Annotated in this window: 13 protein-coding genes; 9 read left to right on the plus strand and 4 right to left on the minus strand. The window is 35.5% G+C overall.

The features are described 5' to 3' along the window. The first annotated feature begins 87 nt into the window (after nt 1–87). Nucleotides 88–1,266 (plus strand): AIR synthase related protein, encoded by a 1,179-nt coding sequence (locus IL45_RS05280; RefSeq protein ID WP_036581195.1) that lies wholly within the window; start codon nt 88–90, stop codon nt 1,264–1,266. A gap of 78 nt (nt 1,267–1,344) precedes the next feature. Here the strand turns inward: IL45_RS05280 and IL45_RS05285 are convergent, their stop codons facing one another. Then, nucleotides 1,345–1,821: a peptide-methionine (S)-S-oxide reductase gene (locus IL45_RS05285; protein ID WP_036581198.1), complete on the minus strand. Its 477-nt coding sequence runs from the start codon at nt 1,819–1,821 to the stop codon at nt 1,345–1,347. A gap of 62 nt (nt 1,822–1,883) precedes the next feature. On the opposite strand from IL45_RS05285, the gene prfA reads away from it, so the two are divergent. Then, nucleotides 1,884–2,960 (plus strand): peptide chain release factor 1, encoded by a 1,077-nt coding sequence (prfA, locus tag IL45_RS05290; protein WP_006797143.1) that lies wholly within the window; start codon nt 1,884–1,886, stop codon nt 2,958–2,960. Nucleotides 2,961–3,044: 84 nt separating this feature from the next. Further along, nucleotides 3,045–3,854, plus strand: a complete 810-nt coding sequence (pyrF, locus tag IL45_RS05295; RefSeq protein ID WP_036581200.1) for an orotidine-5'-phosphate decarboxylase — start codon at nt 3,045–3,047, stop codon at nt 3,852–3,854. A gap of 125 nt (nt 3,855–3,979) precedes the next feature. Here the strand turns inward: pyrF and IL45_RS05300 are convergent, their stop codons facing one another. Then, complete coding sequence (locus tag IL45_RS05300) at nt 3,980–5,965, minus strand: DUF3352 domain-containing protein (protein ID WP_036581202.1); 1,986 nt, start codon at nt 5,963–5,965, stop codon at nt 3,980–3,982. A 91-nt stretch (nt 5,966–6,056) separates the two neighbouring features. Between IL45_RS05300 and IL45_RS05305 the strand changes: the two genes are divergently transcribed. The 3 genes from IL45_RS05305 to IL45_RS05315 all read left to right on the plus strand — a co-directional run bounded on the left by IL45_RS05305 (nt 6,057) and on the right by IL45_RS05315 (nt 9,525). Continuing rightward, on the plus strand, nt 6,057–6,830 hold the full coding sequence (locus IL45_RS05305) for an alpha/beta fold hydrolase (RefSeq protein WP_036581205.1): 774 nt from the start codon (nt 6,057–6,059) through the stop codon (nt 6,828–6,830). 4 nt (nt 6,831–6,834) lie between these two features. Next, a complete protein-coding gene (locus IL45_RS14725) occupies nt 6,835–7,527 on the plus strand; it encodes a response regulator transcription factor (protein WP_051788659.1) in 693 nt (230 codons plus the stop codon). Nucleotides 7,528–7,593: 66 nt separating this feature from the next. Next, a complete protein-coding gene (locus IL45_RS05315) occupies nt 7,594–9,525 on the plus strand; it encodes a T9SS type A sorting domain-containing protein (protein ID WP_160165389.1) in 1,932 nt (643 codons plus the stop codon). An 84-nt stretch (nt 9,526–9,609) separates the two neighbouring features. On the opposite strand, the gene IL45_RS05320 is transcribed toward IL45_RS05315, so the two are convergent. After that, nucleotides 9,610–11,238, minus strand: coding sequence for an acyl-CoA carboxylase subunit beta (locus IL45_RS05320; protein ID WP_036581208.1), 1,629 nt, complete (start codon nt 11,236–11,238; stop codon nt 9,610–9,612). A 116-nt stretch (nt 11,239–11,354) separates the two neighbouring features. Here IL45_RS05320 and IL45_RS05325 point away from each other — a divergent pair, with 116 nt between their 5' ends. From IL45_RS05325 to katG, 3 genes are all read left to right on the plus strand, one after another. Next, nucleotides 11,355–12,518 carry an aspartyl protease family protein gene (locus tag IL45_RS05325; RefSeq protein WP_036581209.1) on the plus strand — a complete coding sequence of 388 codons (1,164 nt, stop codon included), beginning with the start codon at nt 11,355–11,357 and terminating at the stop codon, nt 12,516–12,518. Nucleotides 12,519–12,595: 77 nt separating this feature from the next. Continuing rightward, nucleotides 12,596–13,990, plus strand: coding sequence for an aminotransferase class V-fold PLP-dependent enzyme (locus tag IL45_RS05330; RefSeq protein ID WP_036581211.1), 1,395 nt, complete (start codon nt 12,596–12,598; stop codon nt 13,988–13,990). A gap of 153 nt (nt 13,991–14,143) precedes the next feature. Further along, nucleotides 14,144–16,384 (plus strand): catalase/peroxidase HPI, encoded by a 2,241-nt coding sequence (katG, locus tag IL45_RS05335; protein WP_036581212.1) that lies wholly within the window; start codon nt 14,144–14,146, stop codon nt 16,382–16,384. Nucleotides 16,385–16,455: 71 nt separating this feature from the next. Here katG and IL45_RS05340 read toward each other — a convergent pair whose 3' ends face one another. After that, nucleotides 16,456–18,099 (minus strand): SulP family inorganic anion transporter, encoded by a 1,644-nt coding sequence (locus IL45_RS05340; protein WP_036581213.1) that lies wholly within the window; start codon nt 18,097–18,099, stop codon nt 16,456–16,458. Between the last annotated feature and the right edge of the window lie 74 nt (nt 18,100–18,173).

An 18,173-nucleotide genomic window follows, 5' to 3' on the forward strand; every position in this document is an offset into this window, starting at 1 on the left:
TTCATTTCTTAACAACCTATTCATACTTTTTACTTAATACTTAGAACTTCATACCTCATAATTATATGTAAATAGTAAATTTGCCATATGAGCCAAGACATTTCCAAAAGATATGCGCAGCGTGGTGTAAGCGCTGGCAAAGAAGACGTACATAACGCGATAAAAAATGTAGACAAAGGACTGTTTCCACAAGCCTTTTGTAAAATCGTTCCTGATTCGTTGACCGGTTCGCAAGATCATTGTCTTATCATGCATGCAGACGGCGCCGGTACTAAAAGTAGTCTAGCATACATGTACTGGAAAGAAACAGGAGACATTGCAGTCTGGAAAGGTATTGCTCAAGACGCACTTATCATGAATGTAGACGACTTGCTTTGTGTAGGCGCGACAGATAATATCTTACTTTCTAGCACGATAGGTAGAAATAAAAACTTAATTCCTGGTGAGGTGATCAGTGCGATTATTAATGGTACTGAAGAGCTTATTGCAGATCTTAAAAAACATGGTGTAGAAATCATTTCTACAGGTGGAGAAACAGCAGATGTTGGTGATCTAGTAAGAACTATTATCGTAGATTCTACAGTAACGGCACGTATGAAACGTAGCGATGTAGTGGATAATGCAAACATTAAAGCTGGTGATGTTATCGTAGGACTTTCTAGTTCTGGTCAGGCTACTTACGAAATAGAATACAATGGCGGTATGGGATCAAATGGTCTCACTAGCGCTAGACATGATGTATTTAATAAAACACTAGCTCAAAAATTTCCAGAGAGTTTTGACGCAGCCGTACCAGAAGACTTAGTGTATTCTGGATCTCAAAATTTGACTAATCCAGTTGAAGGTAGTCCTCTAGATGCAGGTAAACTAGTCCTTTCTCCTACTCGAACTTATGCTCCTATTATTAAAAAGATTTTGAGCGATGTAAATCGTGCAGATCTACACGGTATGGTACACTGTTCTGGTGGCGCACAGACTAAAATTTTACACTTTGTAAATGACTTGCATATCATCAAGGATAACATGTTTGAATTACCACCACTTTTCAAAATGATTCAAGAAGAATCTGGTACAGATTGGAAAGAAATGTACCAAGTTTTCAATATGGGACATCGTATGGAACTCTATGTAAATGAATCTATTGCACAGCAAATCATTGATATCTCAAAATCCTTTAATGTCGATGCACAAATCATAGGTCGTGTAGAAGCTGCAAGCTCTAAAAAGTTGACTATTGATAGTGAATTTGGAGTTTTTGAATATTAAGATCTAAAGAGTCACACCGGGCTTGTCAAGGCACATTGGTTTATAATAAAAGCCTCGTCGACTACCTGAGACAGACGTTTAACTTTTAAGTATTTCGCTAACTAATTTTAACTTCGGTTCGATATATCTTTTACAAAATGGCGCGTCTGGTCTGGTTTTATAGTAATTCTGGATGGACTCGCGAGATGGTTCAAATGCTACAAAAGGTAACACTGCAGTGATGTATTTTTTATTACGCTTACGCGAAAGCGTATTTATAATAGACTTCACCTTTTTTTCAGTCTCTACATCAAAGAAATATACCACACTACGATAGTCTTCTCTCCTACTATGTTGTTGTGTTGAAGCATGTGTTTCTAAATGAACGTCAATAAGTTGCTCTAGATCAACTAGAGTAGAGAAATGAACGATAACAGCTTCACTCATAGAATCATAAGGTGTCTCACTAGAAATGTATCCTTGCTCTACTTTTACCACACCAGTCACTGCTTGAAAAACAGCCTCAGTACACCAGTGACAGCCGCCACCTAATCCTATTTTGAGAATTGTTTTCATAGAGATTAATATAGTAAAAAATTGGGCCGAATTTTGTATTTTCGCAGGACTTGATATAGACCATGATAGATAAATTAAATATAGTAAAAAATCGTTTTGACGAGGTTAATGATTTAATCATCCAACCTGATATTATTTCTGATCAAAAGCGATATGTTCAACTTACTAAAGAATATAAAGACCTTAAAGCTTTAATGGAAGTACGTGAAGAGTACATGACTCTTACGGCAAATCTTGATGAAGCAAAAGAAATCATAGCAGATGGTAGCGATGCAGACATGGTTGAAATGGCGCAGATGCAGTATGATGAAGCTAAAGAAGCTATACCTGAATTAGAAGAAAAAATACGCATGATGCTGGTGCCTAAAGACCCAGAAGATGCTAAGAATGCTGTAATGGAAATACGTGCTGGTGCTGGTGGTGATGAGGCGAGTATTTTTGCTGGAGATCTTTTTAGAATGTATGAAAAATACTGCTCTAGTAAAGGATGGAGCACGAGTGTAGTTGATACCAGTCATGGTACTAGTGGTGGTTATAAAGAGATCATTCTAGAAGTAAATGGAGAAGATGTTTATGGAACACTTAAATTTGAAGCTGGAGTGCACCGTGTACAACGTGTACCACAAACTGAAACTCAAGGTCGTGTTCACACGAGTGCAGCAACAGTTATGGTTCTTCCAGAGGCAGAAGAATTTGACGTAGAACTAGATATGACTGAAGTACGTATAGAACGTACAACTTCTACTGGTCCTGGTGGACAGTCTGTAAACACAACTTATAGTGCTATAAAATTACACCACGAGCCTACCGGAATGATCGTGAGTTGTCAAGATCAAAAATCATCTCATAAAAACCTGGAAAAAGCTTTAAAAGTTTTACGTTCTCGTTTATATGAAATGGAACTTGCAAAGAAAATGGAAGCCGATTCTGAGAAGCGTAAGAGCATGGTAAGTTCTGGTGACCGTAGTGCCAAAATTAGAACTTATAACTACTCACAAGGTCGTGTTACAGATCACCGTATCAACCTGACTTTATATGACCTAGACAATATCATTAATGGTGATATTCAAAAGATTATAGATGAACTTCAACTGGTGGATAATACCGAGAAGTTAAAAATGACAGATGAAGGTTTGTAACCTCGCATGCAATGAGCGGAAACTAGAAACGAAGTAGCCTAACCAGTAAGGGCGGATTGCATCCGCCGAGACAATGCAACCACGATGACTTTATCCCAACTCACCCAGCAAATTCACGATAAGAAATCCTTCCTATGCGTAGGCTTAGATGTTGATCTTGAAAAAATACCAGCTCATTTGTTGCAGGAAGAAGATCCTATTTTTGCATTTGCAAAGGCGATTATAGACGCTACTCATGATTTGTGTGTGGCTTATAAACCTAATACGGCTTTCTTTGAAGCTTATGGTGTGAAAGGCTGGCAGGCACTGGAAAAAACTATTAATTACCTTAACGAGAATTATCCGGACCACTTTACCATCGCCGATGCTAAACGTGGTGATATAGGCAATACCTCTACTAGATATGCAAAGGCTTTTTATGAAGACCTAAGTTTTGATAGTGTAACTATTGCCCCATATATGGGTAAGGATTCTGTAGAACCCTTTCTAGATTTTGAGGATAAGTTTGCGATTCTTCTGGCACTTACTTCAAATGGCGGCAGCACAGATTTCCAAACTAAATCAGTTGACGGAAAACCTCTATACCAAGAGGTTCTTAAAACAGCTTCACAATATAAAAATAGTGATCGCTTGATGTATGTAGTAGGTGCTACAAAAGCTGAGTATTTAAGTGACATTAGAGCTATTGTACCAGATGCTTTTTTATTAGTTCCTGGTGTAGGAGCTCAAGGTGGTTCTTTAAGTGAGGTTGTAAAATACGGTAAGAATGATCAGGTAGGTTTATTAGTAAATTCCTCTAGAGGTATTATTTATGCATCTCAAGGAAAAGACTTTGCTCAAGCTGCACGTGCTAAAGCGTTAGAATTACAGCAGCAAATGGCTGGATTATTGTAATCTGTCATTCTGAACTTGATTTAAAATCTGCCGTTAATGAAATTCTATGGCTGGTGGTAGCAATACACTAGCGTCGTTGTAAAGTGAGATGTTGAAATAAATTCAGCGTGACAGATTTAGCTTTACTAAAACTTCTTTTTATGATATAATTTACCATCTCTTGTATAAGCTCGCCAGGTTCCTGTTTTTTCTCCTTTATTAAAACGACCAGAAATCTTTAATTCACCATTAAAGTAGTAGAGTTTATAGCGTCCATGTGGTATACCGTCTTTTAGGTATACTTTCATTTCTGTTTTACCGGTATTAAATTTAGTTACATAACTGTTCGCTGTAAAATCGTTAGGGAAAATCTCAGGAATATCAAAAATCGTTTCCTTGCTAATTTCCTCCTTTTCAATTTCTAAAACCGAAAACGGTATGCCTTCAGATTTTTTTTCAAGACGTTGTGCCTCTACATCATAATCTGTATCAAAATGAATTACGGCTTTAGTCTTAAAATGGTTCCCATCTGCTTTAAGCTCTAGTCCTAACTGTGTGAATTGCGAGAAGAAATTCTCATTATCTTGAAGCTCCTTCTTAGAATCAGCATTTAAATATGATTGTGAAGCGTGCGCTAGCTTGTTGGTGTCTACATATAAAAACACATTGCTAGAATTACTAAATTCATCTATAAAATCACGATAATACTCGTCTGTAAACAAGGTTTTTTGAGATTCATAAGCATCTATATATAGTTTCAAGGTTATAGGTGAATTACTAAAAACTACGTACTCATTAATCGTGGTGTAATATGGTTTTTCTATGTTTTCAAATAACGAACCCAATATTAATTTAAAAAAGCCTTTGATATTTAAATAGTGAATATCATATCCTTTGTACTCTACCGTTTGGAACTTTACTGGCGTTGTTTTTCTAATCTGATTTTCTATGTGCTGTAAATGCTTATTACTATCATCTACGTCTTTAGTTTTAAAGGCAATGGCAAGTCCGTCCTTATCGTTGAGTTGTGGGAAGTCCGCTTTCGCGAAAGCGATCTCATCATCAATCCAGCTATAAAAATCATTTTCTAAATCGATGTCTATGAACTCTTCTACTCTAGTTTTTCCATCTTCATACTGCTTCGCCATATCAGGCTGTTTTTCACCCAATAAATTGTAAAAAGACTCGTGTAGTGTGATAAAGTCTTCAAAGCCAAAACTCATGTACAGCGCTGTTTCTTGAGGCAAAACACCTATAGCATCTATAGAACCAGTGCCCGAATCATCAAGCGCTTTTACCAGCGCATCCATTACCTCATTACCGCTAGAATAACCTGTTGCGGTTAACAAACGATCATCATCTTCATCTATATTAAATCCAGAGAAATTAAAATTGGTTTCTAGTGTTTCAACAATTGCACTAGGTTCATTTGAGAATACTTTGTAGTAGCTGGTAAGTTGCTTATGATTAAGATATAAACGAAATAAACCTTTCTTTTTGAGCTCTTTTTGGATCTCTAAGAATTGTAAATCTCTACCGATTTGTGGATTTTCATATTCATCTATGGACTTCTCCACTAGAGAATGTGTGTATGAGGCAATCATTTGGTTTTTTACAAATGCAATGGAAAGAGTTTCAAAGGACTCTAGATCAGTGATTTCTGTAATTTCAACTTCTTTAAAATTTCTTTTAGTTACTTTAAAATCCTTATTGAGTAATTGATTAATATTATTTTTAATAACGCCTAATCGCGATAACTTATCCATATCCACTACATAGAGAAAAGCATAATCATCACGCTTAATCATATGGGCAGATAGTAGGACATCGCGTTCTCCTATCATATTAAAGAGATCACTTTTTTGCTGAAACAAAGAGTCTAGCGCATTAACTTTGGCAGACATCTCATGAATTTGATCATTAGTCTGTAAATGATCCCATAGAGCACTCGTGGAGAGTGTTTCAATATTCTCTAGCGGCTCATCAAATTCCATGATGAAGATAGCGTCACTTGGTATTAAATATACCGAGTTAATTTTATCTTCTTCTATTGCAAAAAAGCTTATCGCCTGATAGCCTAAAAACGCAATCATCGCAATAATGATAATGTAAATGATTTTTTTTAAAGTCAAAATATTATAAATTAAGAGATTGACTAAAATTAATCAATCGGTTTCTTTTGTAAGAAAATTAAATTGATTTAATTTGAGTAACCTACATTTTATGAAAAGTACATTTATCAGCTCAGATGAAGAAAACATCATCGTTTTACTTCACGGAAACTCATCTTCATCTAAAGTTTTTAAAGATTTAAGGTTAAATAACTCAGTTTTAATCCCTACGCTTTCTGGGCACGAAATTAACGAGAATCCAGATGATAATATTGATTTTAGTTTACAGTTTTACAAACAAGAGTTAACATCCCTTATTAATAGTTATGACCAACCTATATTACTGGTAGGCAACAGTTTAGGCGGTCATCTTGCTATGGAAATCGCAAATCAAATAAAGAAACTTAAAGGGTTGATTATTTTTAGTGCGCCACCTGTTAAGAAGCCTATTAATTTTGAAGAAGCTTTTATACCTGTAGAAGCATTACAGACCTTTTTAAAAGAAAAATCTACTGATGAAGAAATAGCAAGTGCAGCATCTGTAACGGTGTATGAGCAAAAATTTACAGAACAAATAGTCAGTGATTTTAAAAATTCTAATCCCAAGGTAAGATCTGCGACAGCTGAAGACTTATTTAATGGTAATTGGTCAGATCAATATAAGTCTTTTACAAATCTAAAGTGTCCTAAAGTTATAGTAAGTGGCTCGCATGACCCATCAGTAAACAAAGAATATCTGAAAAAGGTAGTTAAAGAATCATCGCATAACACCAGTTATATTGAGCTAGAAAACTGCGGCCATTATCCAACTTTAGAGCGACCTGAAGAGATGTCTACTATTATCAACCATCTTGCCGGTGACGTTTTTAAGCTTCATTTAAAATAGAGAAATGAATCTATTTACCGAGAAAGAGTACCGCATTCAATCACAACATCTTGCCTTTAGGTTAAAACACTTATTTCAAAATGATAGAAATAGTTTTAACTCGATAGTAGATTTTCTACCTCAACCGGTTTATGTAAATGATAGAGAAACCTTAGAGTATGAAGTTTTTGCCGATGTATTTTTTAGTTATGGTCAAGAAATGGAATTGCTTTATGAAATTGGGATCGAATATTTACCATCCATATCAAATCCTCATTTATACCAAAATGCTATCAACAAAGCTAAAATTCTAAATTTAAAAAATGACTTTGATGAAGTTAGTGACTATTTACAATGTGTGTCAATGAATGGTAAAATGGTTACTTATTTCACAAATAAGATATTATTGAATGAAACTTTAAGCCTCAACACTACTTTTTTTCCACACCAACAAAGTGGATTAGAAAAAGTATTGAAGCAAATAATTCCATGGGGAGAAAAATCTCTTCTACAATGGCAACGATTTCAAACCTTAACTAAAAGGGAAAAAGAAATCATAAAGCTTATCGCAAAAGGAAAATCTAATCAAGAGATAAGCGAAATTCTTATTATTTCTAAGCATAGTGTCCATACCCATAGAAAAAATATTTATAGAAAACTTGATGTATCAAAAAATGCTGAAATTGTTAAAATTTCTTTAGCTCTTGAACTGTTGTAAAATATACCCCAAATAGGGTATTTTAAACTCTATGCTATGATTGTAGTTTTGACCAAACTACATATTATGAAAATTAAATTACTTATTATCATTGGGTTTGTGCTCAATATTTCATTAATGACAGCTCAACCTAATGATTTTATGGTTGGCTTATACCAACTTACTAACGGGACTACCGGAGTAGGTTCTGCTTTTACCGCTTCTAATTTTAATGAAACAGATGTTTTTATTTCAGTCGGAAACACACCTAGTGAGAGAGTATTTACGATTCAATTACTTCCTGAGTTTAATGGTGCAACAGTTTCGGTAGTTTTAGACTTATCAAATAATGAAATAGCTGTTCCCTTATTAGACACAACCCTACAATGTACCACGGCTCCTAATATCATCTATGATGAGGCTAGTGCCGGTAACAACTCTTTATGGAGTATTACTAGTGGTGATAATAATTTTACTATAAATTATACAGAAAATACCATGGCTGCTTGTGGGATTCCAACCGCTCAAGCCACGTTTAATCTATCCAAAATAAATGTTCCAGCAGGACAAACTATAATTCCTGATGATAATTTTGAACAAGAACTAATCGCTTTAGGTTATGATACGGTATTAGATAATTTAATAGATAGTGCAAATGTAAGTGCCGTAAACACTTTAGACATATCTAATAAAGGTATAAGTGACTTAACTGGTTTAGAGGCATTTGTTGCTCTAGACACATTAAGAGCAAATGATAATTCCATAGCTACATTTAACTCTCAACTAGTTAATAACGCTCGCTTTGTAAATCTAGGTAATAACTCTATTACTACAGTGGACATGAGTTCAACAAATTCAATAACATATGCCAGCTTTATCTTTAATTTTAGCTTACAGAATATCGACATTTCTGGAGCTATCAATCTTGACTTTCTAGATGCCATAGGCGGAACCTTCTCAAGTATAAACACCAATAATAACCCCAGTTTAAGAACCTTAAGACTTGCATTTGCAAGTCAATTAACATCCATTGATGTTACTCAAAATCCTTTATTAGAACGACTAGAATTACTATCCTGTCCATTATTAACAGGTATTAATATTTCTCAAAATCCGCAGTTAGAATACTTAAGATTTGGTTCAAATAATTTTGATCGCACCAGTACTGACTATCCCATATCATCAATTGATTTTACTAACAACCCAAACCTTATAGATCTAATCAACATTGGTAGTAGAATAACAAATCCAGATTTCAGCCTTTTGGGTAGTGTAGAATCTCTTTTTTGGGAAAATAGCGAACTTACCGCAGTAAATATTAATAGTAACGTTAACTTGATTGAGGTTGGTTTCGCAAACAATCTTTTGAGCACAATAAACTTCAGTCAGAATGTTTTATTAGAAGGCGCTTATTTCAATAATAACAATTTAAGCAATTTAGACCTTTCTATGAATAGTGCTCTACAATTTCTAAGAGCAGGAGACAATAACCTAGGTCAATTAGATTTATCTTCAAATGCTTTACTCACATTTATCGACGTAAACAACAATCAATTAACACAACTTAATTTAAATAACGGTGCAAACGGTCTGCTTGCTGCAAATGACCCTATAGATCCTACCAATCAAAACTTTTGGAGTTTTAATGCTCTTAACAATCCAGCTCTTACTTGTATTGAGGTATCTGATATAACCTACATGAATAGTAATTTTGTAAATAACATCGATCCTACAGCTTCATTTAATATGAATTGTGCAACAGCCAGTATAGTCGACATAGAAGTCGATTTGGAACTATTTCCTAATCCTTCACATGATTTAGTAAATATCAACACAATGAACTCATCTATAGAAGCTATTAGTATATATGATATCACTGGTAAAAACATCAAACGTATACAGTTGAAAAACCAGAGTAACAAGTATGCACTTAATATTGAAAACCTAAGTAAAGGACAATATTTACTTGTAATTGATACCAACAATGGTAGAAGTGCTGAAAACTTCATTAAGAACTAGCAACTATAATTTTTCTTTAAAAAAATAAAGCTCCAAAATCAAGAATGATTTTGGAGCTTTATTTTTGTTGTGTTATTAATTTAATTATGTCTGTATAACGCCTAAGTTAAAATCCTTTGTTATAGGCGCATGATCTGCTGCTTCAATTCCCATAGAGATCCACTTACGTGTATCTCGTGGATCGATAACACCATCAGTCCATATGCGTGATGCAGCATAGTATGGAGATACTTGCTCATCATAACGATCTTTTGTTTTTGCAAATAATGCTTTCTCTTCCTCTTCAGTCAGTTTTTTACCTGACTTTTCTAGCGATGCTTTTTCAATTTGCATCAGTACTTTTGCGGCACTATTACCGCTCATCACAGCAAGCTCTGCACTAGGCCATGCTGCTATTAATCTAGGATCATAAGCTTTTCCACACATCGCATAGTTTCCAGCTCCATAACTATTTCCGATCACGATAGTAAATTTAGGAACAACAGAATTGGAAACAGCATTTACCATCTTAGCACCATCTTTTATGATGCCGCCATGTTCTGACTTAGAACCTACCATAAAACCAGTTACATCTTGTAAAAACACTAGCGGTATTTTCTTCTGATTACAGTTAGCTATAAAGCGTGTAGACTTATCTGCACTATCGCTATAAATCACACCACCAAATTGCATCTCACCTTTCTTGGTCTTTACAATTTTACGTTGATTTGCTACAATTCCTACCGCCCAACCATCAATACGAGCATAACCTGTAATAATAGTCTGTCCATAGCCATCCTTATAAGGTTCAAAAGTATCTGCATCTACCACTCTATTGATGATTTCCATCATATCATATTGTGCAGATCGTTCTCTAGGAAGTACTCCAAATAATTCTTCAGGATCTAGAGCTGGTTTCACAGCCTCTACTCTACTAAATCCTGCACGATCATAGTCACCTATTTTATCTATGATGTTTTTGATTTTATCAAGTGCATCTTTATCGTCTGCAGCTTTATAATCAGTCACACCGCTAATCTCGCAATGTGTAGTTGCTCCACCTAGGGTTTCATTATCAATACTTTCCCCTATTGCAGCTTTTACTAAATAAGAGCCAGCAAGAAAAATACTTCCTGTTTTATCAACGATAAGTGCCTCATCACTCATTATAGGTAAGTAAGCACCACCAGCGACACAACTACCCATAACCGCAGCAATTTGAGTAATTCCCATACTGCTCATCACGGCATTATTTCTAAATATGCGTCCAAAGTGTTCTTTATCTGGAAAAATCTCATCCTGCATTGGTAAATAAACACCAGCGCTATCTACTAGATAGATAATAGGCAATCTATTTTCCATAGCAATTTCTTGTGCTCTCAGGTTCTTTTTACCAGTAATAGGAAACCAGGCTCCAGCTTTTACAGTAGCATCATTTGCCACCACCATTACTTGTCTACCTTTTACATAACCTATTTTAATAACCACGCCACCACTAGGGCAACCACCGTGTTCTTTATACATTCCATCACCTGCAAATGCCGCTATCTCAATACAATCTTCTGGATTATCAACCAGATAATCAATACGTTCTCTCGCCGTCATCTTGCCTTTAGAATGCAATTTTTCAATGCGTTTCTTTCCGCCACCTAGATGAACTTCACCTAGCCTACGCTTTAAATCTGAAAGTAGTAACTTATTATGATCTTCGTTTTTATTGAAGTTGATGTCCATGTATAGAATGTTTGCTCAAAAATAGCGATTTTAGATGTTAGAAAAATGTGAATTATTACGCTTTCGCGAAAGCGTACCCATCTTAACCTCTATCTTTAAAAGTTAAATTATTGATTATGAAAAAACTGGTCTACTTAATATTAATCCTAACTATTATAGGTTGTAATAGTCTTTCTAAAACACTCAATGGTGGCAAGGTGGCAAAGGATGATTATATGGAAACTATAAAATTTAATTATGATTATAATTTTGCATTAATAGATGTAGTGATCAATCAAAAAACCTATACTTTTTTAGTAGATACCGGTGCTCCTACCGTTATTTCTAACCAGATTTATAAGGATCTTAATATTAATCCGGCAAATAGTACGAACGTAACAGATTCCCAAGGACAGTCCAATAATCAAGAGGTCGTTATTATACCAGAAGTAAGGATAGGAAATCTAATTTACAATGATATAGGAGCTATAGTTGCAGACCTGCGCGATGTTTTTGAATTCAACTGTATGGGAATCGATGGAATTATAGGCGCTAATCAGATGGCAAAATCATTTTGGAAATTTGATTATCAAAATCATGAAATAACAATAACAGACCAGCTTGCTAATTTTGATATTACCAGTTATGAGGATCGTCTTAACTTCTTTACTAGCAATCAAAAAACTCCATATGTAGTCGGATTTGTAAATGGTGTTTCTACGACATACACTTTTGATACAGGATTTGCTGGGCATCTAGATGTTGATAGTGACATCGCAGATTTTGATGATGCCATAGGTTTTGTAAAATACGGCAGTTCTAGTGTCGGGCTGTACGATGTAAAAGACTCTATTTCTACTAGAACAATAAAAATAGATAGTTTAAGAATAGGCGATATAGATATGGGACAACAAATTGTAGAACTGGATCATGGTAGTTTGATAGGTAATGACTTTATGAATAAACATGACATGATTATGGATTGGTCTTCTAACCTTATTTATCTCAAAAAAATAAAAGAATATGAAAAAGGAGAGAAAAGTGTTTTTGGATTCCAAACAAGATTTAAAGAAAACAAAGCTATTGTAGTTGCTGTGATTAAAGAGGTAGATTTAGATTTACAAATAGGCGATCAACTATTATGTATCAACGACTATAATTTAAGAGAACTTAATGATCAAACGTCTTGTGACATTTATAACGATCTTGATTTAGAAAAATTAGAAACGATAGATATCATCTATTTACGTGATGGTAAAGAGTACAACACCACATTAAAACGGGTAAAACTCATAGAATAAAATAGCGATACATTAATTCCTCCATTATATTTTCTTAACTTAGGCAAGACATTGAAAACTAACCATTAACATAAGTCATGTTAAGCAGCCTATATAAAAAACAAACAGCCCAAAAACCCACTTTACTACATGATACATATTTTAACGATTTAAGACGCAAAGAGTACTCGCGTCTATGTCAACAGCAACATACGTATCTAGACTTTACTGGTGGTAACTTATATGCTCAATCACAACTTGATGAGCATCAATCTTTATTGCGCAATAATGTATTAGGTAATCCACATTCTGGAAACCCTTCTAGTTTATTAGCTACACAATTAGTTCAAGAAGCCCGAGATGAGGTTCTTACTTTTTTTAATGCTAGTGAAGACTATCAATGCGTTTTTACACAAAATGCCAGTGGTGCCTTAAAGATTGTAGGAGAATGTTATCCTCATAATAAGGATAGTCACTTACTTATGCTTGCAGATAATCATAACAGCGTGCATGGCATGCGAGAGTATTGCAGCAAGCAAGGTGGCAGCTATAGTTATGCACCACTTAACTATGAAGATCTTATGATAAGCGATCAAGATCTGGAGGAAAGTCTTCAACAACATGCATATAAAAAGAATAAATTATTTACTTATCCGGCACAATCTAATGTATCTGGAGTAAAACATGATCTAGAATGGATTAACAAAGCACAAAGTAATGGATGGGATGTATGTCTAGATGCCGCAGCTTATGTACCGAGCAGCCCTTTAGATTTAAAAAAATATCAACCAGAATTTGTTGCTGTTTCATTTTATAAAATATTTGGATATCCTACAGGTCTAGGTTGTTTATTAATAAAAAAATCTGCTTTTCATAAACTAGAAAAAAAATGGTTTGCTGGCGGCACAGTTCAGTACGCGAGTGTAAGCAATCCTTTTTATTTTCTGGCAGATGACTATGAACGTTTTGAAAATGGCACCATAAGTTATCTAGATATTCCTGCGGTCACCATAGGCCTTAACTACATCAGTAAAATAGGTATGCAACGTATTAATGAACGCATCACATCTATGACTAAGTACTTATATCAATCTCTTAAGGACATACGTTATAACGATGGCTCTAGGTTTATACATTTATTTGGTCCATCATGTCGTGAGACTACTGGTGGGACAATTATTATGAACTTTTTTAATCCTGATGGAGCATTAATATCTGTTTATGATGTTGAAGAAAAAGCAAACCTTATGAATATCTCTTTAAGGTCTGGATGTTTCTGTAATCCTGGAATTGATGAACTTAATAATCACATTACAAATGACGGTATCGAGAATGAATTTTATACCTCTGATAATAGTAATCGCAAAGATTTAGTTCGTAAATTAAAAAATATGCGTGGTGCAACTCGTGTTTCTGTAGGCATTGCTACCACACAAAAGGATCTAGATTACTATGTGGAGTTTGTGAAATCCGTAAGAGCTGAATTTTCTTAATTCAATATTTATAAATTATAATCAAAATATATTGATTTTTATTAAGTGATAGTTTTTACTTATATCAATGTAACTATAAGAAATTAACATTCTTAAAACGAAACCTATCTTATACCTAATTTTAACCATAATCTAATTTAAAAAATTCAACATATGGATTCCTCTAATAATACAAAAGTATGGGACATCAATAATTCTGATGCCGTTGCAAAATGTCCTTTTATGGGTAGCGCTACACCTAATACAGCTGGTCGTGGTACACGCAATAAAGACTGGTGGCCTAATCAATTAAGATTAAATGTTTTGCGCCAAAACGCACCTAAATCAGACCCAATGGATCCAGATTTTAATTATGTGGAAGCGTTTAATAGTTTAGATATGGAGGCGTTAAGAAAAGACTTGACGACATTAATGACAGATTCACAAGATTGGTGGCCAGCAGATTATGGGCATTATGGTGGATTCTTCGTGAGAATGGCTTGGCATAGTGCTGGTACCTACCGTGTCGGTGATGGACGTGGTGGATCATGTTCTGGTAGTCAACGATTTGCTCCTTTAAATAGCTGGCCTGATAATGGTAACCTAGATAAGGCTAGATTGTTATTATGGCCTATTAAGCAGAAATATGGAAAAAGTATCTCATGGGCAGATCTTATGATACTTACAGGTAATGTTGCGATGGAATCTATGGGGCTTAAAAAATTAGGTTTTGCTGGTGGTCGTGAAGATATTTGGGAACCAGAACAAGATATTTACTGGGGTAGTGAGACAGAATGGTTAGGAAACGATGCTCGATATGAAAATGGTGAATTAGAAGGAACTCTAGGTGCTGCGCATATGGGATTGATTTATGTAAATCCAGAAGGACCTAATGGAAAACCAGATCCAATGGGTAGCGCACACGACATTAGAGAAACCTTTGGTCGTATGGCTATGAATGATTATGAAACGGTTGCATTGGTAGCTGGTGGTCATACCTTTGGTAAAGCTCATGGTGCTTCAGACCCAGAGAAGTATATGGGACCAGAACCAGCAGGTGCTCGTATCGAAGAAATGAGTACAGGATGGAATAGCAGCTATGGTACTGGACACGGTGATGACACTACCACCAGTGGTCTAGAAGGTGCATGGACTCCTAATCCAGATCAATGGGATCATGATTACTTTAGGGTATTACTAGATTATGAATGGGAACTCACTAAAAGTCCTGCAGGCGCTCATCAATGGAGACCTACTGACGCATCTAATGCAGATCGAGCTCCTATGGCTGGTGACTCTTCAAAACGTCAGGATTTAATGATGTCAACAGCAGATATAGCCTTAAAAACAGATCCAGAATATCTTAAAATATCTCAACACTTTAGAGCAAATCCAGATGAGTTTGAAGACGCTTTCGCAAAAGCGTGGTTTAAATTAACACATAGAGATATGGGACCTACCACAAGATACTTAGGTAATGACATCCCAGAAAAAGAAGAATTATGGCAAGACCCAATTCCAGAAGTTACTCATGAATTAATCAATGATGAAGATATTAGCAATCTGAAATCTCAAATTTTAGATAGTGGTTTAACGGTTCAAGAATTAGTATCCGTAGCATGGGCAAGTGCTTCAACTTATAGAGATAGCGATAAACGTGGAGGCGCAAATGGTTCACGTATAAGGCTAGCGCCGCAAAACCAATGGGAAGCAAATAACCCAAAACAATTGCATAAGGTTCTTGATGCATTAGATAAAATCCAAAGCGACTTCAATAATGCACAAACTGGAGGCAAACAAGTTTCTATGGCAGACCTAATCGTTTTAGGTGGTAATGCTGCGATTGAAAAAGCTGCAAAAGCTGCTGGACATGACGTTACTGTGCCTTTTAACGCAGGAAGAGCAGATGCTACTCAAGAGCAAACGGACATTGAATCTTTTACTTATCTTGAGCCGCGTGCAGACGGATTTAGAAACTTCTTAGGTAGTGAACAAAAAGCGGCTGGTGAAGACTTATTGATTGATAGAGCTAACTTACTGAGCTTATCAGTACCAGAAATGACTGTCCTAGTAGGTGGATTAAGAGCAATGAATACTAACTATGATCAGTCTAACTATGGTGTTTTCACAGATCGACCAGGTCAGTTAACTAATGACTACTTTGTTAACGTATTAGATCTAAGCACAAAATGGCAATCTAAATCGTCTGCAGATTTATTATTTGAAGGACGTGATCGTAAGACTGGTGACTTGAAATGGACAGGTACACGTGTTGATTTAATATTCGGTTCTAATACAGAGTTGAGAGCTATAGCAGAAGTTTATGCAAGCAATGACAGTAAGAATAAGTTTATAGCAGACTTTATCGCTGCGTGGCATAAAGTGATGAACTTAGATCGTTTTGATTTAAAGTAATAACTTAATAGAATGAAATAAAAAAGGTGGACTTAATCAGTCCACCTTTTTTGTGTATTATAATTGTAATATTAAACCTCAGCATCTAGTAAATCTGTTGCGATGTGATATCTCGGGTCTTCGATACTACTTTCTATGATAGTATCAAACTCTGGACTATTCTTAATTAATAACTGCTTACATTCTGGGCTCAGGTGTGTTAACTTAATTTCTTTACCTAGGTCTAAGTATTTATTAGCTACACCTCTTAATGCTTCTATACCAGAATGATCTTGTACACGAGCCTCTATAAAATCAATTTCTATTTTATCTGGATCATTTTTAGGATCAAATTTCATATTGAAATCTGTTACAGAGCCAAAAAATAATGGTCCCCATATTTCATAAACTTTAGTCCCGTCATCTTTAATACTTTTACGAGCTCTAATGCGTTTTGCACTTTCCCATGCAAACACTAAGGCTGAAATAATTACACCTACAAATACAGCAATCGCAAGGTCAAATATTACTGTTACTACAGACACAATAATTAAAACTACAGCATCAGACTTAGGTATTTTACCCAGTATTCTAAAACTAGACCATGCAAAGGTCTCTATTACCATCATAAACATAACACCTACTAGAGCTGCAATAGGAACTTGCTCAATATATTGATCTGTAAAAAGTAAGAAAACTAGCAATGTTAGGGACATCATAACACCACTTAAGCGTCCTCGTCCACCAGCATTAATATTAATAACGGTCTGACCTATCATACCACAACCACCTGTTCCACCAAAGAGTCCACTAACGATATTACCAGCACCTTGAGCAACACACTCACGATTACCACTACCTCGTGTTTCTGTCAGTTCATCAACTAGATTCATGGTCATTAAGGATTCAATTAATCCTACGGCTGCTGCGAGAAATGCATAAGGCAGTATGAATTTAAAAGTCTCTAGACCTAGTGGTAGTTTTTCCCATAACTCTGTATTAAAAGTTGGTAATTCACCTTTTAAACCAGTACCACCACCATCTCTTATGTAAGAACCTACTGTGCTTACTCCTTCCATGTCACCCAATATAACAATTGCAGTAACAACAATAATAGCGGTCAACGCAGCAGGGATTTTTTTTGTAAGTTTCGGAAGAAAGAAGACTATCGCCATTGTAAGCGCCACTAACCCTATCATGATATAGAGCTGGGATCCTTCCATATAGCTCGCAACATAATCCGTGACACCATTCTCATCAACAACAGCCGTTCTGTTTCTAAACATTTTTACTTGTGCCCAGAAGATGACTATAGCTAGACCATTCACAAATCCCATCATCACAGGATGTGGAATCAATCGCACAAACTTCCCTACCTTAAAAACACCAGCTAATACTTGAATAATACCCATTAAAATAACTGCAGCAAACAGGTAGATGTACTGCATGTTATCCACAGGCACTTCCATAGCAAGGCCTTTTTCATGACCTTCTATAATTAGATCTGCAAAAATTACAGCAACAGCACCAGCCGCACCAGATATCAATCCTGGTCTACCGCCAAAAAGAGCTGTAATCAAACCGATCATAAAGGCTCCAGAGAGCGCTACTAAAGGATCAATCCCGATAACAAAAGCAAATGCTACTACCTCTGGAATCATCGCGAGAGAAACAGTGATACCTGAAAGAATATCGTCTTTAGGGTTCTTTGTAAAATTATTGAAGATCTTGCGCATGCTGCTTGATTTTTAAGCGTGCAAAAATACGTCTTTAAAAAGAATAATGTGAATTACGCTTTCGCGAAAGCGTA

This window comes from Nonlabens ulvanivorans, assembly GCF_000732625.1.
GTDB lineage: Bacteria > Bacteroidota > Bacteroidia > Flavobacteriales > Flavobacteriaceae > Nonlabens > Nonlabens ulvanivorans.

Bases quoted from the DNA above. Each gene is read 5' to 3' on its own strand.
- IL45_RS05325 (WP_036581209.1), top strand. From the start codon at position 11,355: ATGAAAAAACTGGTCTACTTAATATTAATCCTAACTATTATAGGTTGT.
- prfA (WP_006797143.1), top strand. From the start codon at position 1,884: ATGATAGATAAATTAAATATAGTAAAAAATCGTTTTGACGAGGTTAAT.
- IL45_RS05285 (WP_036581198.1), bottom strand. From the start codon at position 1,821: ATGAAAACAATTCTCAAAATAGGATTAGGTGGCGGCTGTCACTGGTGT.
- IL45_RS14725 (WP_051788659.1), top strand. From the start codon at position 6,835: ATGAATCTATTTACCGAGAAAGAGTACCGCATTCAATCACAACATCTT.
- IL45_RS05305 (WP_036581205.1), top strand. From the start codon at position 6,057: ATGAAAAGTACATTTATCAGCTCAGATGAAGAAAACATCATCGTTTTA.
- IL45_RS05340 (WP_036581213.1), bottom strand. From the start codon at position 18,099: ATGCGCAAGATCTTCAATAATTTTACAAAGAACCCTAAAGACGATATT.
- IL45_RS05280 (WP_036581195.1), top strand. From the start codon at position 88: ATGAGCCAAGACATTTCCAAAAGATATGCGCAGCGTGGTGTAAGCGCT.
- katG (WP_036581212.1), top strand. From the start codon at position 14,144: ATGGATTCCTCTAATAATACAAAAGTATGGGACATCAATAATTCTGAT.
- pyrF (WP_036581200.1), top strand. From the start codon at position 3,045: ATGACTTTATCCCAACTCACCCAGCAAATTCACGATAAGAAATCCTTC.
- IL45_RS05315 (WP_160165389.1), top strand. From the start codon at position 7,594: ATGAAAATTAAATTACTTATTATCATTGGGTTTGTGCTCAATATTTCA.
- IL45_RS05320 (WP_036581208.1), bottom strand. From the start codon at position 11,238: ATGGACATCAACTTCAATAAAAACGAAGATCATAATAAGTTACTACTT.
- IL45_RS05330 (WP_036581211.1), top strand. From the start codon at position 12,596: ATGTTAAGCAGCCTATATAAAAAACAAACAGCCCAAAAACCCACTTTA.